This window comes from Duganella sp. GW821-FHT07F09, assembly GCF_059418705.1.
The window spans coordinates 1-20,694 of record NZ_JBWKQJ010000029.1; the positions used below are offsets into that span (position 1 = coordinate 1).

The 20,694-nt window shown below is 66.1% G+C and carries 18 protein-coding genes and 3 pseudogenes; 4 read left to right on the forward strand and 17 right to left on the reverse strand.

What is annotated here, in order from left to right; translation table 11 throughout:
- Nucleotides 1-231 precede the first annotated feature (231 nt).
- From AC07P1_RS33255 to AC07P1_RS33285, 7 genes and pseudogenes are all read right to left on the reverse strand, one after another.
- A complete protein-coding gene (locus AC07P1_RS33255; RefSeq protein WP_494699869.1) occupies nucleotides 232-2,559 on the reverse strand; it encodes a glycoside hydrolase family 2 TIM barrel-domain containing protein in 2,328 nt (775 codons plus the stop codon).
- A gap of 351 nt (nucleotides 2,560-2,910) precedes the next feature.
- The gene (locus AC07P1_RS33260) at nucleotides 2,911-3,687 is read right to left on the reverse strand and encodes a MipA/OmpV family protein (protein WP_494699870.1); all 777 of its coding nucleotides are present in this window, start codon (nucleotides 3,685-3,687) and stop codon (nucleotides 2,911-2,913) included.
- A gap of 89 nt (nucleotides 3,688-3,776) precedes the next feature.
- Nucleotides 3,777-3,995 (reverse strand): annotated as a pseudogene (locus tag AC07P1_RS33265) (efflux RND transporter permease subunit); the annotation flags it as partial.
- Complete coding sequence (locus tag AC07P1_RS33270; protein WP_494699885.1) at nucleotides 3,986-4,354, reverse strand: TolC family protein; 369 nt, start codon at nucleotides 4,352-4,354, stop codon at nucleotides 3,986-3,988. The gene AC07P1_RS33270 and the pseudogene AC07P1_RS33265, both read right to left, overlap by 10 nt.
- Before the next feature lie 70 nt (nucleotides 4,355-4,424).
- Nucleotides 4,425-4,781 (reverse strand): annotated as a pseudogene (locus tag AC07P1_RS33275) (hypothetical protein); the annotation flags it as partial.
- A 124-nt stretch (nucleotides 4,782-4,905) separates the two neighbouring features.
- Complete coding sequence (locus AC07P1_RS33280) at nucleotides 4,906-5,496, reverse strand: PEP-CTERM sorting domain-containing protein (RefSeq protein WP_494699871.1); 591 nt, start codon at nucleotides 5,494-5,496, stop codon at nucleotides 4,906-4,908.
- Nucleotides 5,497-5,576: 80 nt separating this feature from the next.
- Nucleotides 5,577-7,943, reverse strand: a complete 2,367-nt coding sequence (locus AC07P1_RS33285) for a dockerin (protein ID WP_494699872.1) — start codon at nucleotides 7,941-7,943, stop codon at nucleotides 5,577-5,579.
- Nucleotides 7,944-8,166: 223 nt separating this feature from the next.
- Here AC07P1_RS33285 and AC07P1_RS33290 point away from each other — a divergent pair, with 223 nt between their 5' ends.
- Nucleotides 8,167-8,769 carry a DUF6630 family protein gene (locus AC07P1_RS33290; protein ID WP_494699873.1) on the forward strand — a complete coding sequence of 201 codons (603 nt, stop codon included), beginning with the start codon at nucleotides 8,167-8,169 and terminating at the stop codon, nucleotides 8,767-8,769.
- A gap of 19 nt (nucleotides 8,770-8,788) precedes the next feature.
- On the opposite strand, the gene AC07P1_RS33295 is transcribed toward AC07P1_RS33290, so the two are convergent.
- From AC07P1_RS33295 to AC07P1_RS33315, 5 genes are all read right to left on the reverse strand, one after another.
- Nucleotides 8,789-9,889 (reverse strand): SGNH/GDSL hydrolase family protein, encoded by a 1,101-nt coding sequence (locus AC07P1_RS33295; RefSeq protein ID WP_494699874.1) that lies wholly within the window; start codon nucleotides 9,887-9,889, stop codon nucleotides 8,789-8,791.
- 100 nt (nucleotides 9,890-9,989) lie between these two features.
- Nucleotides 9,990-10,244: a hypothetical protein gene (locus tag AC07P1_RS33300; protein WP_494699875.1), complete on the reverse strand. Its 255-nt coding sequence runs from the start codon at nucleotides 10,242-10,244 to the stop codon at nucleotides 9,990-9,992.
- A gap of 17 nt (nucleotides 10,245-10,261) precedes the next feature.
- On the reverse strand, nucleotides 10,262-12,487 hold the full coding sequence (locus tag AC07P1_RS33305; protein ID WP_494699886.1) for a xanthine dehydrogenase family protein molybdopterin-binding subunit: 2,226 nt from the start codon (nucleotides 12,485-12,487) through the stop codon (nucleotides 10,262-10,264).
- A 65-nt stretch (nucleotides 12,488-12,552) separates the two neighbouring features.
- Complete coding sequence (locus AC07P1_RS33310; protein ID WP_494699876.1) at nucleotides 12,553-13,581, reverse strand: FAD binding domain-containing protein; 1,029 nt, start codon at nucleotides 13,579-13,581, stop codon at nucleotides 12,553-12,555.
- Nucleotides 13,578-14,135, reverse strand: a complete 558-nt coding sequence (locus AC07P1_RS33315) for a (2Fe-2S)-binding protein (RefSeq protein ID WP_494699877.1) — start codon at nucleotides 14,133-14,135, stop codon at nucleotides 13,578-13,580. Before AC07P1_RS33315 ends, AC07P1_RS33310 begins: the two co-directional genes overlap by 4 nt.
- A 190-nt stretch (nucleotides 14,136-14,325) precedes the next feature.
- Between AC07P1_RS33315 and AC07P1_RS33320 the strand changes: the two genes are divergently transcribed.
- The 3 genes from AC07P1_RS33320 (at nucleotide 14,326) to AC07P1_RS33330 (ending at nucleotide 17,023) form a co-directional block, all read left to right on the forward strand.
- A complete protein-coding gene (locus tag AC07P1_RS33320; RefSeq protein ID WP_494699878.1) occupies nucleotides 14,326-15,357 on the forward strand; it encodes an SDR family oxidoreductase in 1,032 nt (343 codons plus the stop codon).
- Between the two features lie 72 nt (nucleotides 15,358-15,429).
- On the forward strand, nucleotides 15,430-16,020 hold the full coding sequence (locus tag AC07P1_RS33325; RefSeq protein ID WP_494699879.1) for a hemerythrin domain-containing protein: 591 nt from the start codon (nucleotides 15,430-15,432) through the stop codon (nucleotides 16,018-16,020).
- Nucleotides 16,001-17,023 (forward strand): patatin-like phospholipase family protein, encoded by a 1,023-nt coding sequence (locus tag AC07P1_RS33330; protein ID WP_494699880.1) that lies wholly within the window; start codon nucleotides 16,001-16,003, stop codon nucleotides 17,021-17,023. The genes AC07P1_RS33325 and AC07P1_RS33330 overlap by 20 nt, the downstream gene beginning before the upstream one ends.
- Nucleotides 17,024-17,149: 126 nt before the next feature.
- Here AC07P1_RS33330 and AC07P1_RS33335 read toward each other — a convergent pair whose 3' ends face one another.
- The 5 genes and pseudogenes from AC07P1_RS33335 to AC07P1_RS33355 all read right to left on the reverse strand — a co-directional run.
- On the reverse strand, nucleotides 17,150-18,460 hold the full coding sequence (locus AC07P1_RS33335) for an acetate kinase (protein ID WP_494699881.1): 1,311 nt from the start codon (nucleotides 18,458-18,460) through the stop codon (nucleotides 17,150-17,152).
- 67 nt (nucleotides 18,461-18,527) lie between these two features.
- Nucleotides 18,528-19,028, reverse strand: coding sequence for a hypothetical protein (locus tag AC07P1_RS33340; RefSeq protein WP_494699882.1), 501 nt, complete (start codon nucleotides 19,026-19,028; stop codon nucleotides 18,528-18,530).
- An 11-nt stretch (nucleotides 19,029-19,039) separates the two neighbouring features.
- Nucleotides 19,040-19,723, reverse strand: a complete 684-nt coding sequence (locus tag AC07P1_RS33345) for a C39 family peptidase (protein ID WP_494699883.1) — start codon at nucleotides 19,721-19,723, stop codon at nucleotides 19,040-19,042.
- On the reverse strand, nucleotides 19,720-20,139 hold the full coding sequence (locus AC07P1_RS33350; protein WP_494699884.1) for a hypothetical protein: 420 nt from the start codon (nucleotides 20,137-20,139) through the stop codon (nucleotides 19,720-19,722). Before AC07P1_RS33350 ends, AC07P1_RS33345 begins: the two co-directional genes overlap by 4 nt.
- Before the next feature lie 90 nt (nucleotides 20,140-20,229).
- Nucleotides 20,230-20,694, reverse strand: a pseudogene (locus AC07P1_RS33355) (hypothetical protein); the annotation flags it as partial.

The following is a 20,694-nucleotide window of genomic DNA, read 5'->3' on the forward strand; positions in this document are numbered from 1 at the left end:
CTTGATGAGCTGAGATCGTTGATCCCGACATTTAAAATTTGAGGGGAAGGCTCAGGGTCAGGTCCGACATTCGGACATTTCGTAAAAATGAGGAACTTTTTCGACTGAAAAAGTTCCCCAATGTCCGAATGTCGGACCTGACCCCGGGGCGGGATTTCTGCGCAGATCAAAAATCAGAGGAAAAAAAAGCCGGCTTTCATGAAAGCCGGCTTTCTCTTGAAACCAAGCGAATTACAACCGGCCTCGCAGCGATCCAGCTTCGGCGTTGAGACCACCCTTGGTGCCCTTCACGCGCACCAGCACGCTGGCGATGCCGGCTTCGGTCGTCGCCACGCTCGGGCCGACGATCTCGTAGCCGCCACCGGCGGCGAAGGTCACCGACTTGCCGCTGTCCGGTACCACGGTGCCGTTGGCGTCGAGCAGCTTGGCGCGGATGAACACCAGGTCGCCATCTGTCGATTTCACGGCCAGATCGTCCACCGAGACACCCAGCTTGACCGGCTCGGCCGGCGTCCGCACGACATGTTCCGCCACCTTGCGGCCCTTCAGGTAAGCGACCGCCTTGAGCGTACCCGCCTCGAACTGGCCGGCGTTGAACTCCAGCGGCGGATGCGCCAGGTTCGGATGCGTCTTCGATGGACCGCTCTTGACCTTGCCAAGGCTCTTGTCGTTCAAGAACAGTTCGACCTCGTCGGTGTTGCTGAACACGCGCACCTGCGGCAGCGAATCCTTGGTCCAGTGGCTGGCGATGAAGACCATCGGGCCACCGCCCCACTTCGCCGATTTCTCCGATGCGCTGCGCTGCGAGCGGAAGAACTCGGCCGAGAACTTCGGCAGGCGGTCGATGCTCATGATGCCGGACGATTCCAGGTCCGGCGCGTAGCCGCGACCATAGTCGAACATCACCCAGTAGCCATCGGCCACCGCTCCGGTCTTGAAATTGTCGTCGTGCGACTCGGCCAGGTTCTTCGCTTGTTGCAGCAAGCGCGTCTCACCGTCGGTCAGCAGTTGACGGCTGCTGCGGTCGGCCTCTTTCAAGTCGCCCCACGCCGTTTGATTGAAGCCGGCGTTCATCGCGTAGTATTCCCAGTCGCCGTATTCGGACACGATCAGCGCCTTGTTCGGCAAGGGCTTCTTGTCGTCCAGGCGATGCTGGCGCGCTTGCAGATACACGTCGTAAATCTGCGGCACCCAACCGGCGGAATACGCCTGGTCGCCCGGATACTCCTGGTGCACGGTTTTATGCAGCTTCTCGATCAGTTGATCGGGCATCTGCGTTTCGTTCAGCGAGCATTCCCACGCCAGCACGCTCGGATGATTGCGGTCGCGACGCACCATGTCGCTACAGGTTTTCAGCACCTGGGTCGCGAAAGCAGGATCGGGATTGAAGTACTGCCAGCCCGGAATCCCCGGCAACACCATCAGGCCCAGTTCATCGGCGGCGGCCATGAAGGCCGGCGAATGCGGGTAGTGCGACAGGCGTACGTAATCGAAGCCGGCACGCTTGATCAGCAGCGCGTCGCGGTAATCGGCTTGCGGCGACAAGGCGTAACCGACGTACGGGAATTCCTGGTGGCGGTTCACGCCGCGCAGGAAGGTCTGCTCGCCGTTGATCAGCAACTTGCCCTTTTCAAGCGCGATGCGGCGAATGCCGGCGCGGGTGGTTACCACATCCTGCCGCCCCTTGCTCGACACCGTGGTCTGGACCGCGTACAGGTTCGGCGTCTTTGGCGACCACAATTGTGGACGGTCGACCTTGAGGTCGCGGGTGACGTGGCGGCACTCGCCGGCGGCCAGCTCGATGGTCTCGGCGCCATCGGCGACGCGCACGTTCTTGAACAACAGGCGCTGGCTCAGCTGCGCGGTGCGCGCTTCGCCGGCGGTGTTGCACACCTCGGCCTTGACGCGGACGATGGCGGACTTTTTATCGGCCCGCGGATAGGTGACGAACACGCCGCCGCCCGCCTCGGTGTTGGACAGCATTTCGTCGCTGATATGCACGGCCGGCTTGATGCTCAAGGTGACGTCGCGGTAGATGCCGCCGTACTGGATGTAGTCCAGGTCCTTCAACGGTTTCGGGCCGGTGATGGCGTTGTCTTCGTTATTGATGCGCACCACCAGCTCGTTGCCGCCGCCGGCCTTCAGGTGCGGCGTGATGTCGTACGAAAACGGCAGATAGCCGCCCAGATGCGTGCCCAGATGCTTGCCGTTGAGCCAGACGTCGGCCACGTTCATCGCGCCCTCGAAGCGCAGCACGGCCTGCTCGCCGGCCGCCACCTTGGCGTCGAAGGTTTTTTTATAGTAGGCGCTGCCCTGCCAGGAGTTGACCGGGATCTTGGCTTCGAGACGGGCAGTGTGCGGCAGATCGACCTTGGTCCACGCGCCCGGCGCGACCTTGTCGACCGTATCGGCGCTCTTGGCGTCGTCGCGGTAGAACTCCCACGACTGATTGAGGCTGGTGGTGGCGGCGCCGGCCGCCGAACTCACCGCCAGTGCCAGCAAACCAATGCTCGGGAAGCCCCGCGCCCGCTTTTGTAGCCTCGAAATAATACTGGTCATAGTGCGTGGAACTCCCAAAGAATACCGGATAAAAAAGAATGGAACGGGGCCGCCGCCCGCGCATCACGGCGACCGAAAGTTATCACGGCGCAGTATATCCAGTATTGTTTTGACACGCAGCCGAAAGCCGGTCCGTATACAAATTATTCATGGGTCGAGATAACTTTGATATACGGCGTCGCGCACGCGCCGATAATGTATCCTTGCAGCACTACATCGCTGCGTCGACCGTTAAAATTGATTAATCCGGACCCGCTATGATTCCCTGCCGCTTAACTCAACAATCTTCTAAATCGGCGCCGGCCTGGACGGACGCGGCTTCAGCCTCCGCGTCCTGTTCCCCAAATCAGATTAGAAGTTGTATAGGTAGCCGAACCGCACACTGCTCTCGCTCGATTTTTCCACCAGCGGGCTGTCCTTGATGGAGCTGCCCAGCGCCGTCGCGCTGACGTCGACGAACACGTTGTGGCGCGGCGTGACGGCGTAGCCGAAGCGCAACCCTACTTCGGCGTTGGTGGTCGACTCGCCGACGTAACGGGCGCGGCCCGCGCGCACCTCGGTCGACTTCACGCCATAGTAGTAATCGACGTATTTGTCGTCGTGCCAGTTTGCCGCCACCCGTGGCGTGACCGTCAGCGCGCCGGCCTTGAAGTTGCGGCTCAATTCCAGCTTGACGCGCTTGCCTTCGGCGTCGCCGGTGGCGGCGAGCGCTTCGACCGAGGCATTGACGATGCTGTTGCGCCAGATCGCCGCGCCGCCCACCCACAGGCCGCCCTTGCGCTCGGCCATGCCGCTCAGGTAAGGGGAATCCTTGGCTTCGTAGCCGTCGCCCGAGTATTTGGCGCGCAGGCGGAACGAGATCGGGCCGGCAGAAGGCAGCTTGGCGTCGAGCGTGGTGCCGAAAAAGCTGATGTAGCGGTTCTCGTACATCAGCAGCGGCAGGCCTTGCACCTTGTTGTCGAAGTCGCGGTAGGCGCTGGCGGTATAGCCGGCCACGAGGCCGAGGCCCCAGTGTGATGGTGCGGGGGACGCTTCCTTGGCGGCCAGTTCCGGGGCCAAGACCTGGGCTTGGGCGCCGCCAGACAGCAGCAGTGCCAGCAGGGAGAGTGTGACGGATGATTTTTTCATGCTGTGGTTCTCTTTCAGGTTGATAAAGCTAAAGAAAAATAAAATCGGTATTGCGGTTCAAATCGGGCCGTTGGCGGAACGGTGGCGGATTACGCGGCGCGAACATACCCAGCAGATTTCATCCGGCGAGTCAAATACCGGCGCAGGCCGTCGATGTAGCTGAACATCACCGGCACCACCAACAACGACAACAACGTCGACGTCAACAGGCCGCCGATCACGGCGATCGCCATCGGCTGTCGGAAGCTGGCGTCCGCGCCAAGCCCCAGCGCGATCGGCAGCATGCCGGCGATCATCGCTACGGTCGCGCGCCGACGCCGGCGGCATCACGCACGCTCAGCGCGACCAGGGTATTCAGGTGGCCGCCGCATTGCCGCTGGCGCGTGGCCAGGGCGGTGCGGGCGGCGGCCAGGCCGGAACGGGCGCGGGCCTCGTCCACGGACGCCGCCGCGCCGACCGCCAGCTTGCGACGGGTGAGCTCCAAGGTGACCTGGCGCGAGACGATGTCGTCGCTCAGTACGGCGTGGGAGAAGCGGCAGCCGCGCAGCGCCAGCACGGTGTCGGCCACGCGCGCCGCCAGCGACAAGCGGGCGGCATCGGCGTTGGCATTGCGGGCGTCGAGCCGGTGGCGGGCGCTGTCGATGGAACTGCGCACGCGGCCGAACAGGTCGACCTCCCCAGCTCAGCGACAGGCCCAGAGAGGCGCCGGTGGCGTAATTCGCTTGGCCGCCATCGATGACGCGGGCGCGGCTGGCGCCGAGGCTGGCTTGCAGCGCCGGCAGTCGTTGCGCGGCGTTGATGCCGAGATTGGCGTCGGCCTCGTCGACCCGCGCCAGGGCCTGCGCCAAGGTGGGATTATCGGCCAGCGCGGCAGGCGCGAGCGTGTCGATGGCGTGGTCGTTGAGCCGCGTCCACCAGTCTGATTCCGCCGGCGCCGGCGCGACGGCGTCCTCGGCGGCGACCGACCATGCGGCGGCGGTCGCAAACCGCGGGGCGACGTGCGACGGCTGCGTGGCGCAGCCCGACAGCACCGCGCCGGTCAATATGATCCATGGGCCGGGCTCCAGCCGGCCGCCGCTCCTGCGATTAGACACTGACCATCTCCTATTCGTTCCCGAGACGCTCCAGACCCTGATGGTGTGGAGACGTCGACGAAACGAATAGTGCCCGGACGTTATTAATAAGTTTTTAGGGTCGCCTTGACGCTAAGCAGCCAGGTTACCGACGGCGACGGAGCATCGCGGCGACGACGGCCAAGCCGCCCAGTAGCATCGGCAGGGTTTCCGGCTCCGGAACGGCGCTGGCGCTTTCCACATTGATGTTGTCGAGTTCATTGAAGGCGCCCGAGCTCAGACGCAGTTCGCTGATGCCGTTCAGCCCCGTGGTCCAGATGCCCCAGTCCTGCAGCACGCCGACCTGGTTGCCATCGGCCGACAGGACGCTGTGGTCCGTGTAGAAATCGAAGCTGAGCAGGTTGAACTGGCCGCCGCCCACGCGGGTCAGCGTCACGAAGGAATTCGCCTCGTTTTCGAGGCCGTCATGCCAGTTGAAGGTCTGCGGCGCATACGTGCCGTCGCCGATGTGGGCCGCGCCCGCCGGCGCGTTGGGCGTGGTCAAAGTCACCAGAAAGCCCGCCTCCTGGTAGCTCAGACTCTGGCCGTTGGCGCTCATGCTGTCGAGCAGCGCTTCGCCGTTGCCATAGAATCCGAATCTGGTCAGGCTGTCGAAGGTCAGCACTTCGGCGCCGGCGTGACCAGCCGCCGCGCCCCAACCGAGGACCAGCGCGGCGAGGATGTTGGTTAACTTCATTTTATTCTCCATTTGGGTTTGATTTATGCATGTTTTCCTGTGCGCGGCCCCGCAGGGCCGCGCACAGGATGGACCAGGGATCAGTAGCTGAAGAAGACGCCGCGCCCCGAGCCGCTGATGTACAGGCGCCCAGGCACGGTGTGGTCGGCCGCCAGCGTGCTGATACCGCCGAACTGATGCTTGTCATCGTTGAAGCGGTTCCAGGTGGCGCCGGCGTCGTCGGAGCGGTACACGCCCCACACGCCGTTGAACACGCCGACCACGTACAACGAGGCCGAGTACTTGGCGCCGGCCGGCGCCTTGCCCAGGGCGATGGAGGTGGCGCCGTACACGTCAGGAAAATCGGGCGACTGGCCCCAGATCGGCGCGGTCGCGCTCAGCCTGGTCCAGGTCGCGCCGGAATCGACCGAGTGCAAGATGCTTTTTCCATCGACGACCCAGATATCGCCTTCCACATTGGGATTGACCGCCATCGACGTGACGCCAAAGTCGGCGGTCCAGGAATTGGCCGCGAACGTGGTGCTCTCGGTGAAGGTGTGGCCACCGTCCGTGGAGGTGTAGAAGCGCCCCGTTTCATCCCATTTCCGCCACCATGCCCCGCCCGAGTCATAGGCGTACACCTTGTTCGGGTTCTTGCGGTCGGCCACCAGGCGATAGGCGCGGTCGATGCCCACGCGTGGCAGGGCCGGCAGATTGGTGTAGGTCCAGGTCGCGCCGTTGTCGGTCGTGTAGGCCGGGGCCGCGTGGGACGGCGCCCAGACGACGTTGCCCGTCTTGGTGACCGCCAGGTTGGACGCACCGCTGGTGTTGCCAATCGCATCGGGATGGTTGGTCGCGAACGCCGTCCAGGTCACGCCCGAATCGGTGGAATAGGCGCCGGCGGTGGTGTTGTTCCAGGCGGGATTGCCGGTCGTCGCCATGTAGGCCGGATTGGACCAGGCCATGTCGGAGCTGTATGTGTTGCCACCGAACATACCCCGGGGGGGCATCCGCGTGGGCGCCTTGGTGAGTTCGGTCTGGACGTGCGTGCCGACGTCCCCCGCGCTGCGCAGCAAGGTGTAGGAGGCGCCCGGAGGCGGCGCCATCAAGGCCAGTGTCGCGGTTTCCTCGATGCCGGCGACATTGTTGGTCCAGATGGGCTTGGCAGCCGACGCGTTCCTGGTTTCCCAGATGCCCCCGCCGTGCACATGCAGGATGCGTTCCGGATTGTTCGGGTCGATCTCGACGTCGTCGATCCAGCCCGACCAGCCGTCCTGGTCGGCGCCGTGCGGAGTCAGGGTGGAAATCTCGCGCCACGTGGCACCCGCATCGTCGGACAATTGCACGATGGGCTGGCCATCCCAGTTGCCCCAGGAATTGGTGATGCCTAGCGCGATGCGGGTGGTGGCGCCGGTGCCGGACACCGACAGGCCGCCCATGCCGTAGTTAAGCCATTGCTCGGTGTCATACTTCTTCAGCAGGGTCCAGTTGCTGCCGTCGAATTTGTATAGCCTTGACGCGCCGCCGGCGCCGGGGCCTGTTTCCTTCGTAAAGGCCACGTACATCATCCCGTCCTTGTTGCGCACCATGTGCGGAACATAAAAGCCGGCCACGTCGGCAGGGGTGGCGATGCCGTTCCAGGTCGCCCCGCCGTCGGTGGTCTTGTACATGCTGTGGCTCAGCCCCGCCACGCTGCCATAGTCTTTGCCGACGGCCGTGTAGATGGTCTGCGTGGCCTTGCCGGTGCCCTTGGTATTGGTGTCGAAGATCACCTGCTCGACACCGACCACGCCGCTCCAATGGACGGCTTCGATTTCCTGCTTGCTCATGTTGTGCGACGCCAGCGACTGCACCTGGTTCCATGTCCGGCCATAGTCGGCGCTCTTCCACAGGCCGTTCGCGCGCGTGGCGTAGAACAGGATCGACGGCTGGTTCGGATCGACCATCAGGCGCTCGCCGACGGCGCGGCCCTGGGCGTTGGCGCCCGCCTTGAACGGCAGATCGACGTGCTCCCAGCTGTCGCCGCGATCGGTGGAAATGTACAGGCGAGCGTTGCGCTCATCCCCCAGGTACAGACCGGTGCTCATATAGACGCGCTTATCGTCGTTGGGATCGAGGGCCATGGTCTCGCTGCCGTGGTGGAAGCCGTCGACGGCGCCCATCATGTCCGTGATCGCCACCCAGGCTTTGGTGGCGGCGGTCCAACGGTAGGCGCCGCCGATGTCGGTGCGGGCGTACAGCACGTCCGGGCTGGTCGGATGGAAGATCAGCCCGGGAACGTAGCCGCCGCCGCCGAACTTCACGCTGCCCCAACGGGCAGGCGCCGCCTGTCTGGCGGCGGAGCCCACGACTGTCGTCGCGGCAAACTGGGGGGCGGCCGCCGAACCGGTGCTCTCGCTGCCGCCGCCGCAGCCGGCCACCAGGGCGGCCATCATGCTGCTGAGCGCGATGATTTGTTTTTTATTCATATCGATCTCCAAGAAAAAATGAATCGTGGTTTGCCGGTAGGCTGCCAGGGATGTGGCGGGAGATATGTGTCCGGCGATGTACTTATATATAGAGAACAGCCGATCCATTCTACTTTTGGGGATACGCGGCAACAATTCGACAATCCATCAAGATCAATTATGAAATTCCTGAATTGCATATCTGCTATCCTGCGGATATCGATATCATTTTAGAAAGCCCGTGATGTTTAAACGCCTGTTTGCGTTTCTTGGCCGCCAACCCGAGCCGGACTACCTGGACGCGGAAGAATACGACTCCGCATTGCTGGCGCAGGCCGCTATTTACAGGGAAGCGATGGCGGGATTCATGCGGGCGGTTTCGAGCCAGCTCGGCGAGCATGACAGCGCGCGACTCACCAATAATGTGCTGACGCAGCTCGACAATCACCCCAATCCGGTCGGCAAAGACGACGTCGGGGAGCTCTTCCTGGAAGGTCTGTTGGAAGATGACGGCCAGCAGAGTGGCAAATGGATGCTGATGCACATCGACTGGAAAGCCAGCGACGAGATCGACTGGCAGGTCAACGACATGCTGTCGACACGGGGCATCGACGACCAGTGGGAATGGGATTCCGAGGGCAAGACCGTCATGCAGGGGTTGAAAGTGCTGGCCGACTGGCTGCCGAAGCACGCCTTGTCGCTGCTGAGCATCGACTTCGGTCACGACGCCTACTACATGCTGATCGTGGACGATGCGGTCGCCGGGCAAGCAATCGAGCTTGGCCGGCGTGCGGGCCTGGATGTGACGTCGTTCCGGGACTTCGCGGTTTCCCAAGGCGAAGGCTGATCCGCCCCGGGGGTTTCGCTTACCAATCCATTTTCGCCCGTATCACGGCGGTCAGCAGCGCGGCGTTGGACTGGTGTTGCGGAATGCGCGGATGCCCGTTGAAGCCGGTGTAGGGCAGCACCACGGTATCGATGCGGGCGTCCTTGTTTTCGTCGCGCATTTGATCGACGGCGGTGCGCACATAGCCCGGCCACTTGGAGCCGGGCCGGACCGCATCCATGCTGCCCAGCGCGCAGATGATGTAGGCCTTCGGATATTTGGCGCGTATCGTCTCGGCGAACTTTCGGTATGCCGCCACGCGCTGGGCGTCGTCGGGCATCGGCGACAGGCGCTTCTCGCGGTCGACCAGCCAGCTGTCGTTCTGGAACAGGTTGATGACGACGACGTCCGGCGTCCACTGCCTGAAATCCCACACGGTGTCGTTGTTGCCGACCGCGTTCAATTGGTCGTAGAAATCCGGCATGGTGAACGGGAACCAGCTGATCATCACGCCGATGCCGCTTTGCGAGATCAGGTGTAGTTCGGCGTCCAGCGCGCGCGCCGTGATCGAGGCGTAGGACATGAAGCTGTTCTTGTCTTTGATCAAGTGGTCGGGACCGTCGGCGGGCGACTCGTTGCCCATGCCGCTGGAGATGGAGTCGCCGAAGAACTCGATGCGCCGCTGTTTGCGTGGGGGCGGCGCCAACAACTCGCCGCCATCGGCCAGTTCCAGGCCCTGGAAGACGGTGGCGCCCTCCTCGCCCTCCGAGCGCTTGGTGATCAGAAAGCTGTGACGGCCCGGCGCCAGCTTGTCGGCGATCGGATAGGTCTTGCCGCCCTTTTCCGCCTGCACCAGCACGGGCCGCGCCAGGTCGCCGTCGATGTAGACGTCGAAGAAGTTCTTGCCGAGCTGGTCGTCGAGCTTGATCGCCAGCGTGGTGCCGGTGAAGTTGCCCGCAATGCTGGTGCCCGGCCAGGAGATCTCCGGCGCGGCTGCGTTGCGCTGGTCGACCCGTCCCGTGTACTGCAAGTTGGCGTTGTCGGCGCCGATGCCGACCGTGGCCCACGCGTGGCCGGCCATCAGCAGCGCGGCGATGACGACGGCGCCGCTGCGGGCGCCGTCCTTAAACCTTGCTAACATCATATTTAGTCCCCTTTGCGCTATTGTCGGCGGGGACGCGGTGTTCGGCAATTACGATATTCACCAACGCGGCACAAAAAAAGACCAAACCGCGGATAACTCAGGCGGCGGCATCCGGCGCCGGCCGCAGTTGGCCAAGGATCTCCATGGCCGCATTCTCGGCCGCCTCCTCGGCCATCGCCTCGCTGGTCAACGCGACGTCGGCGGCGACCCGTTTTTTGGGAACGAGGTTGTTCATGTGCATAGGATTGTCCGACGGCGCGAAGATCGCGACATACGCGCCCCAATCGTCGCACCCCTCCAACGGTTCGGCCGTGTAGTCGATCTCATATCCATCGATGGTTTTTATCGGCATGGCGTTCTCCAGTTTCTCTACGGCAGCATGACCTTGTCCGGCGTCATCGGCGTGCTGCGCACGCGCCGGCCGGTGGCGTGGTAGATGGCGTTGCAGACGGCCGCCGCCACGCCCACCTGGCCGATCTCGCCGACGCCCTTGGCACCGATCTTGCTCACGATACGGTCGTCCTCCTGGACGAAGATGACATCGATATCGTGGATGTCGGCGTTGACCGACACGTGGTATTCGCCCAGGTTGTGGTTCATGAAACGCCCCTCGTGATGGTCGCAGAAGGTTTCCTCGTGCAGCGCCTGGCCGATGCCCCATACTACACCGCCGATGATCTGGCTGCGCGCCGTCTTGGCGTTGATGATGCGCCCGGCCGCCACCGCGCTGACCACCCGCGTCACGCGCACGGTGCCGAAGTCGGGATCGACCCGCACCTCGACGAACACCGCCGAATGGGTGGCGCGCTGGTACTTCATCTGCTTGAGCATATTGGGCAACATCATATACTTCTCTTCGATGCGCGCCTCGCCGCTGGCGGCCATGATGTCCGTCAGCGCGACGCCGACCTCCGGCCGCGCGACCAGGCGCACGCCGCCGCCGGCGAATTCGACGTCGGCCAGGCGCGCCTTGGCCAGCGGCGAGCCGTCCATCTTCCTGGCCATCTTGAACAGCCGCTCCTTGAGCTTGTCGCAGACGCCATCCACCGCCGAGCCGACGGTGGCCACGTGCGACGAGCCGCCTTCGATCGGCGCCACCGGCAACGTCGAGTCGCCCAGCTGGAAGCGCACGCGCTCCAGCGGCAGGCCCATGGCGTCGGCGGCGATGATGGCCATCGCCGTGTACGTGCCGGTGCCGATGTCGGTGGCGGCGCTGCTCACCACCAGGTTGCCGTCGGCGTGCAGCACGGCGCTGGCGCGGGCGAACATCTGCATCGCGTCCCACATGCCGGTGGCCATGCCCCAGCCGATCAGCTCGCGACCTTCGCGCATCGTGCCCGGCTCCAGGGGGCGCTTGTCCCAGCCGAAGCGCGCCGCGCCCTGCTCGTAGCAGGCGCGCAGCTCCTTGGTCGAATACGGCAGGCCGTGGCTGGGATCGACCTCGGCGTAATTCTTCAGGCGCAGCGCTAGCGGGTCCATCTTCAGCGCGTACGACAGCTCGTCCATCGCCACCTCCAGCGCGTGCACGCCGTGCGCCGCGCCAGGCGCGCGCATGTCCATCGGACTGGCGTGGTCGAGGTCGACCAGCTTGTAGCCGAGCCGGATATGCTCGCAGGCGTACAGCTCGCCCGACCAGTTGACCACCACCTCGACGTAATCCTCGATGCGCGACGTCTCGGCCAGGGCTTCGTGGATGATGGCGCTCAGTGTGCCGTCCGGCTCGGCCGCCAGCCTGACGCGCTGCTGCGTTTCCGGCCGGTGGCCAAAGCTGAACATTTGCTGGCGCGTGAGCACCACGCGCACCGAACGCTCCAGCTTGAGCGCGGCCATCACCGCCAGCGGCAACTGGTACTGCGGCCGCAGGCCCGAGCCGAAGGCGCCGCCGACGTAGGGATTGCGCACCGTGACCTTGTCCTTCGACAGGCCGAACACGTGCGACACATACCAGCGGCTGTTCTGCGAACTCTGGGTCTTGTCGTAGATGGTCAGGTGGCCGTCCGGCCCGCGTATCACGGTGGAGGCGAACATCTCCAGCGGATTGTGGTGCTCGACGCCGCTGTAGTACTCGCCCTCGATTTTGACCGCCGCGTTGTCCCAGCGGTCGTCCGGATGGCCCTTGGTGTCGGGCGGCGGCGTGTAGCCGGCCTTGAGGCGGCTCGGCGTATAGGCGCGGCCGCGGTGCTGCAGCAGATAGGTCTCGTGCGGCTCGACGTCGTAGTCGATCTCCACCAGCGCGGCGGCGTAGCGCGCCGCCTCGAACGTCTCGGCCACCACCAGCGCCAGCGGCTGGCCGCTGTAGAGCACCTGGTCGTCGTACAGCGGGCGGAACGGCGAGCCGCCCGGCGCCGTCATGTCCTTGTAGAAGATGTCGAAGGAGCGGATGCGCGGCCGGTTCTCGTGCGAGATCACGTCCACCACGCCCGGCACGGCCAGCGCGGCGTCGGCGCGGATGGCCGTGATGCGGCCCTTGGCGACGCTGCCGCTGACGACCACGCCGTACAGCAGCGGTCCTTCGGCGGCCTCCGGCCAATGCTCGGCCGCGTAGCGCGCCTGGCCGGTGACCTTGTCGCGCCCGTCCACGCGCGAGACGGCCATGCCGATGTTGACGTTACCGGTGCCCTGGTCGGCCACGGGGGTGCGCAATGCTTCAATCAGATCGGTCACAGTGGCTCCTTGCCGGCGAATTCATGGGAATTGTCATGCGTGCCTTCGAGCGCCTGCTCGAGCGCGCGGATCACGGCGCGGCGCGCCATCGTGATCTTGAAGTCGTTTTCGCCCTGCCCCCGGGCGCCGGACAGCAGCAGCTCGGCCGCGTGCGCGAACGTCTCCGGGCCGGCGCGCCGGCCGATCAGCGCGGCTTCGGCCAGCGGCGCGCGCCACGGCTTGTGGGCCACGCCGCCCAGCGCCAGGCGGGCGTCGCGCACGACGCCGTCGTCGCCGACGTCGAGCATGGCCGCCACCGACACCAGCGCGAACGCGTACGAGGCGCGGTCGCGGAACTTCAGGTAGGCCGAGTGGGCGGCGAATTGCGCCGCTGGCGGCAATTCGATATGCGTGATCAACTCGCCCGGCGCCAGGGTCGTGTCGCGCTCGGGATGGTCCTCCGGCAGCCGGTGGAAATCGGCGAAGGCGATTTGCCGCGCGCCCTCGCCCGAGCGCACGTGCACCACCGCCTCCAGCGCGGCCAGCGCCACGCACATGTCCGAGGGATGGGTGGCGATGCAGTGCGCGCTGGCGCCGAGGATGGCGTGCTGGCGCGTCAGGCCGCCGATGGCCGCGCAACCGCTGCCGGGGGCGCGCTTGTTGCACGCGGTGGCGAGGTCGTAGAAATAATGGCAGCGGGTGCGCTGCAGCAGGTTGCCGCCGTTGCTGGCCATGTTGCGGATCTGCGGCGAGGCGCCGGCCAGGATCGCCGCCGTCAACAGCGGGTAGCCGTCGCGCACCAGCGGATGATAGGCGGTATCGGCGTTGCGCGCGGTGGCGCCCAGCAGCAAGCCGCCGGACGCGGACGGCTCGATCGTGTCGAGCCGCAAGCCGTTGATGTCGACCAGCGTGCTCGGCCGCATCACCTGTTCCTTCATCAGGTCGATCAGGTTGGTGCCGCCGGCGATGAACGCCCGCCCGGTGATATGTTGATGGCCAAGCGCGCCGGCCACATCGGCCGCTTCGACGTAGGTGATCGGATTCATGCCGGCACCGTCCCCGGCAGATACGGCCGGTCCGGGTTGTCCTTGCGCTCCGGCAGCCCCATGACCTCGGTGACGGCGGCGACGATGCCGGGATAGGCGCCGCAGCGGCAGACATTGCCGCTCATCAGTTCGCGCACCTCGGCGACGGTGTTCGCCTCCCCCTCGTTCATCAAGCCAACGGCCGAGCACAACTGGCCCGGCGTGCAATAGCCGCACTGGAAGGCGTCGTGCTCGATAAAGGCCTGCTGCAGCGGATGCAGCCGGGTGCCATCGGCCAGACCCTCGACGGTGGTGATGTCCTTGCCGTTCTGCATCACCGCCAAGGTCAGGCACGAGTTGATGCGCTTGCCGCCGACCAGCACGGTGCAGGCGCCGCACTGGCCATGGTCGCAGCCTTTCTTGCTGCCTGTCAAGCCGGCCCGTTCGCGCAGCAGGTCCAGCAGGGTGACCCAGGCCTCCACCTCGAAGCGGTGCGGCTGGCCGTTGATGCGCAGGTTGACGGGATAGGTGCTGATGGCCGCGCCGGTCGGCGCGACGGTGAGATGGTCGTCCATGGGGATTCCTGAAATGGGTAGTCCCCACTGTAGCCAGCACGGCCGAAGGCGACCGTGTGTCAGCGCACGCTGGCGCGGGTTTAGCGCGCTCATCGTCACACGTCACTGTCCTACTTCCTCCTTCGGGAAACGCCTACAGCGCATGGCACGCGGTGAGTGCATGATGGCGGCTCTATCTTCGGAGGACAACATGCCAACTCGATTGAAACCTTTACATTCCCAAGTGATGGTCATCACCGGCGCCACCAGCGGCATCGGCTTGACCACCGCGCGCGCCGCCGCGCGCAAGGGCGCCAGCCTGGTGCTGGCGGCGCGCGACAGCGCCGCGCTCGATACCCTGGTGGCCGAACTGCGGGGCGCCGGCGCAGAGGCCCTGGCGGTGCCGACGGACGTGGGCAGCCGGGACGAGGTCGCCGCGCTGGGACGGGCGGCCATACAGCGTTTCGGGCGCATCGACACCTGGGTCAACAACGCCGGCATCTCGATTTATGGACGCAACCAGGACGTGCCCCTGGCGGACCAGGAAAAGTTATTCCAAACCAATTTTTGGGGCGTCGTACACGGTTCCCTGGTGGCGCTGGACTTAATGAAGGCCGAAGGCGGCGCGCTCATCAATCTTGGCAGCGAACTGTCCGACCGCGCCGTGCCGCTGCAGGGGATGTACTCGGCCTCCAAGCACGCGGTCAAAGGCTTCACCGACTCGCTGCGGATGGAAATCGAGAAGGACAAGGTCCCCATCGCCGTCACGCTGGTCAAGCCGGCCGGCATCGACACCATGTTCACCGGCCACGCCCGTAACTACATGGCAAACGAACCCGAGTTGCCGGCCCCCTTGTACGCGCCGGAGCTGGTGGCCGACGCGATCCTGTACGCGGCCGAGCATCCGCGCCGCGACATCTATGTCGGCGGCGCCTCGAAGATGGTCTCGCTGGAGGGACGGGTAATGCCGCGCGCGCTCGACAAATTCATGAACCTGTTCATGTTCGGCCAGCAGCAAAAAAAACAGCCGTCGTCGCCGAACCGGGTGGACGCGCTGTACGGCCCGAATGGAATGGAGTTGCAGCAACGCCAGGGAGGCCGCGAGAGCAAAGTGCATGAGCACTCGGCCTACACCTATCTGAGCACGCGCGGCCGGCCGCTGGTCATGTCGTTGCTGGTGGGCGGCACGTTGCTGGCCGCGTGGAAACTCACGGCCCAGGCGGCGGCCGAGCGCGCGAAATAAACTGAATGCCGTACCGGGATGCGCATCGCCGGCGGCGCGTTCCGGATCAACGTCCACTTGAAGGAGTCAGCCATGTTTACGCTCAGCAAACTCAGTCCCTCGATCACCGATATGATCCGGATGGATCACAGCCATGTGCTGCTCGCCTTTCACCAGTACACGGGCGGCGCCAGCAAGCGGGTGAAAAAGGCGCTCACCACCCATATCTGCACCGCGCTGGAAATCCACGCCATGCTGGAGGAGGAATATTTTTATCCAACCATGCGCCGGATCAGCCCGGACCCCGTCGTCGCCAAGAGCGAGCCCGAACACGATGAGATGCGGCTGCTGATCGCCCGGCTGCGCGCCAGCACGACGATCGATGAACAACACGACCAGTTGCTGATGGAGCTCATGCGCATCGTGCTGCACCACGTGGCCGACGAGGAAACGGTGCTGCTGGCCGACGCCGAGAAACTGCTCAGCGCCGATGAACTCAGCAAGATGGGGGTCGAGATGTCCAAGCGGCGGCTGCAGTTGGTCGGGGGCAAGGCTGGCACGATCGCCGCCAGTGGCGTGGTCGGCTCCTCCGGCAGCACCACCGCCCTGGTCCTGGCGCTGGCCGGCGGCATCGCGGCGGCACACTACCTGAAAGGAGCGGCCGATGCGCGACGTCTTAACTAAAACGGTCAGCCTGGGCCTGCAGGGGGCCGGCGCGTACGGTGCCTTCACCTGGGGCGTGCTCGACCGGCTGCTCGATGAGGAGGATCTGTCCATCGCGCGTCTGAGCGGCAGCAGCTCCGGGGCGGTCAACGCCGCCGTGGTGGCCGACGGCTACGCCGGCGGCGGCGGCCGGCGCGGCGCGCAACGGGCGTTGCGGCGCTTTTGGACCGGGCTGGCGATGGCGGCCACGTTCAGTCCGATGCGGCGCACCTTACTCGACCACCTGGTCGGCGGCTGGACGATGGAAGGTTCGCCCGCCTACCACGGGCTGGAGATGGCCGGCATGCTGGCCGGGCCCGTGTTCGAGATTCCGTTCACGCACAATCCGCTGCGCATCTTGCTGTCGAGTTTGATCGACTTCGACCGGGTGCGCGCCAGCGACACGATCCCCGTGTTCATCGCGGCCACCAATGTGCGCACCGGCAAGGGCCGCATCTTCCCGAGCGAAGAAATCACCGTGCAGTCGCTGCTGGCGTCGGCGTGCCTGCCGACGGTGTTCGCCGCCGTCGAGGTGGACGGGGAAAGCTACTGGGACGGCAGCTATGTGGCCAACCCGCCGCTGGCGCCGTTGCTCGATAGTGCCGCTGACGACGTGATCGTGGTGCAGAACAATCCGGTCTCGCGCTCGACCATGCCACGCAGCCTGGCGGACATCAGCAACCGCGCCAATGAAATCGCCTTCAACATCAGCTTCGTGCGCGAACTCGCCACGCTCAAGCACGTACTGGCCGCGCCCGACGAGGAGCAAGGCACCTCCGTGCACGCCAGCCGGTCGCGCCTTCACCTGATCAGCGGGAACGACACGTTGTCGGACTACCGCGTGTCGAGCAAGTTCAACGCGGAACTCGATTTCATCACCCATCTGCACGGACGCGGCGTGGAGGCGGCCGATGAATGGCTGCGGACTCACGCCGGCCAGCTCGGGGTGCGCTCGACACTCGACCTCGAGCGGGCATTCGCCTGACCACGCCAGGCGTCCGCGCCGTCACGCCACATCAACCGGCCGGCGCGGCGTGCCGTGGGCGCCGCAGTCGCTGCAATCGTTGCAACCGGTTGCCCGCGCACGACGCGCCCATCCTGCCGCGCTGCGCTACAAGCTCAGCGGCAGTCGCACCGACAGCGTCACGTCCGGCGTGTCGCGCGTCAGGCCGGCGCCGACCGAGACGTTGAGCGAGCGCTGCGCGCTAAAGCGGTAGGAAAAGCCCATCAGCAAGGTCCCCAGCTGGGTGCGCACCGAACCCGGCACGGCCGCGCCGTTCTGTTTGATCCGCGCCACCGAATCGTGGTTGTAGCCCAGGCTCAGCGAGGCCTTGTCGTTCAGCGCCAGCCCCATGCCGAAGTTAAAGCCGATCACGCCGCCCGGCGCCAGGGTGCCCAGGTCTTCCCACGCGCCGTCCAGCACCATGCGGCGCACTCCGCTGCGCTTGACGTTGTGCAGATAGCTGACGCTGCCGAAGAAGATCGCCGGATCGGACGGGAACAGCCAGGTCAGGCTGGGCTGCACGCCATAGAAGCCGGAGCCGGTCGGCAGGTCCAGCGGCAGGCCGGTGCCGCTGGCGTTCGGCCCCACGCAGCGCTGCACGCAGTCGGTCACCACCTCGAAGGGATCGCGGCCGGTGCGCGACTTGATGCGCAGGCCGGCCACGTAATACGAGCGGTCGGCGCCGCCGTCGTTGAGCTGGTGGCGCAGCGCCAGCTCAACGTCGCCGAGCGCCCGGCCGCTGGTGTGGAACACTTTTTCCACCGCGGTGCCGGTGAAGATTTCGCGGCTGACGGTGGAATCGGAACGGTAGACATAGGGCACCCGCAACTCCAGCTCGGTGCGGCTGCCGAGGCCGTAGCGCACGGCCAGCGCGGCCGTCATCGTGTTGCGCTTGACCTCGCGCACGTCGATCAGGCCGATCAGCAGTGCCGGGATGATGGTGTAGCCCACCAGCGCCACCCGGTTGCTGGACGCGTAACCGAACTGGTAGGACGGTTCGAGCACGTATTTGCCCTTCGGCGTCAGCACGCCGGGCGCCTCGAACAGCGGCGCCACTTCGGGCGGGCGGCCGTCGCGCGCCGGCGCCTGGCCGACCGTTTCCTGGACCGGCGGGGCCGCCGCAGGCCGCGCCGGTGGCTCGGCCGAGGCGGCCCCGACGCCGGTGCCGCGCTGCGCCTGCAATTGCCGCGGCGGCACCGGCGCGGCGCCGAGCGCGGTTTTCTGCGCCGCCAACTCGCGCCGCAGGGCGTTCAGCAATTCCCGCTGCTCGGCCAGCTGGCCCTTGAGGTTCGCCAGCTCGGCCGCGAGGTCGGCCGGGGCGCCCGGGGCGCCCGCGGGCGCCTGCGCCTGCGTCGTCAGGCTCGACAGCGTCAGGGATAAACCGACGCAACCTCTGCGCACAAAATAGGCCAGCTGCATGCTACGCTCCTTGAAAAGGCGTGGATGAATCGACGGTGTTACGCAATCGGTGGCGCGGCCGGCGCGCTCAGCGCGGCACCAGCGTAGCGGCCAGCGCCTGGCGCAGGCTGCCTTCAAAACCCAGCCCCTTGAGCGCGGCCAGCGTGTTGACCGCGGTGTTGATGGTGGTCTGGCTACGGATCAGTTGATCGCTGAGACTGTTCTGGATCAGCAGCGCCGACATCGCCTGCGGCGCCAGGACGGGATCGACGACGCCGTTGCCGGCGCCGTTTTGCACCAGTTGGTACGGTGTCAGCGCGGCGCGCACCAGCGCCGCCTCGCCGCCGGTGATGCGCGACAGGTCGGCGACGTTGAACCGCGTGCTCGACACCTGTTCGCCGTTGATGGTCACCAGCCGCTCCAGGCCCAGCGACACCGCCAGGTTGCCGTCGAAGCCGCCGCGCGTGGCCTCCAGCCGCGCGTCCGGCACCGGCGCGTCGAAGGGGCCCGGGGCGGCCCCGGCCGCCGGCGCGGCGCCCCACAGCGCGACGCCCCACAGCGTCATGTTCAAGCGGCGATGCCAGGCCATGATGTCCCTCCCTAGAAATTGCCGTCGCCCAGCGTGGGCAGCGACAGGCGCTGCAGGCCGTCGCGCTCGATCGCGTCGGCCGGCCGCGCCTGCGGCGCCAGCCGCCAGTCCGCCGCCGCGTTGAAGCGCGGCTTGCCCGGCGTGTCATGGATGACGAACAGCAAATGGTTTTGCCAGGCCGCGTCGAAGCGGCCGCGGCCCATGGCGCGGGTGCCGCCGGACGGGTCGCCGATCAACACCCGGTCGTCCCGCAAGCCCTTGACCACGACAAAATGATGGTAGCCATTCTCGGCCAGCAGCACGATCGCCGGAAAACCGGCCTCGGTCAGTTTTTCCAGCGGCAGTTCGAAGCCGTCGGCGGCGAAACCGCGCGTGGCCAGGAAACGCTTGATGTCGAGCAGCGAGAAGCCGTCGCGGCGGATGCGCGCCTGGTCGCCGCTGCGGAACATTTCCTCGAACGCCGATTGTTCGCTGATCGGATAATCATAGTGGTATGTCAGCAACGTCGCCAGCGCGGCCGAGCCGCAACTGAAGTCCAGGTGCTGCCGCGCCGTGGTCTGATAGCGCGCCTCCTTCAGGCTGGCCACGTTGACGCGGAAGCTGCCGCCGCCCACGGCGAGGTCGGCGCCGGCTACCGGCGCCGACAGCGCCAGCGCCAGCGCCGTACACACACAGCGGATCGGCGGCGCGTTCATTTGAATTGAACGTTGATGATGGTCGCGTTCTGGATCAGCACGTTGGCGCCCGAGTTCTGTATCACCATCGGCAAGCCGGAGGCGTTGCTGAACGCCCCCTCGGTGATGACGTTGGCACCCGACGCCACGGCAACCGCACTGTTGCCGCTGACCGCCCCGTTCAGTTTCATATCGCTCCACGGCGACTCGCTGCCGCCGCGCAGCGCGGCCAGCCGCTCCTCGGCCAGCGGCGCGGCGAACACCTCGCCGCCCCGCCGCTGCGCGCCGGCCGCCGGCGCCGTGTCCGGCGTCACGGCGGCGGCCGGCGCCAAAGCGGCATCGGCCGGTGACACGGGCGGCGCCGCCTGCTGCGCCGCGCACGTCGCCGACAGCGCCAACAGCAGCGCCGCCATTCCCTGTCTGGACAGGTTCAGCATAAGGTTCTCCTTGTCGCGCGCCTCGCGGCGCGCTCTGCGATACACAGCGGCGGGACCGCACCCCGGGCGGGGGCCGTCCCGCCGTTGCCGCTAGCGGCCGACGCTCATGTTGGCCTGGACGTTGACGCTTTGCTGGATCAGCGAAGAGAAGCCGTTGTTCTGGCTAACCGTCATGATCCCGGCCGCCGACTGGCCGACGCTGGTCATCGTGTTCGACATGTCGAAGGTGCCGGCGTTCACGCTGAGGGTGCCGCCGGCGCCGCCCGCGCCGCCGTTGCCGGTGCCGCCCGCGGCATTGCCGGCCGTCTGCGTCCCGCCGGCGCCGCCCGCGCCGGCGGTGTTGCTGCCGCCCGCGCCGCCCGCGCCACCGGTGTTGCCGCCACCGCCGGCGCCGCCGTCACCGCCGTTGCCGGCCGTGGCGCTGCCGTTGCTGGCCGAGCCGCTGCCGGCCCCGCCGCCCGTGGCCGAACCGCCGGCCGCGCCGGCGCCGGCGACGTTTTGCGCCGAGCCGCTGCTGCCGCCGGCGCCGCCCGCCGCGCCGGCACCACCGGCACC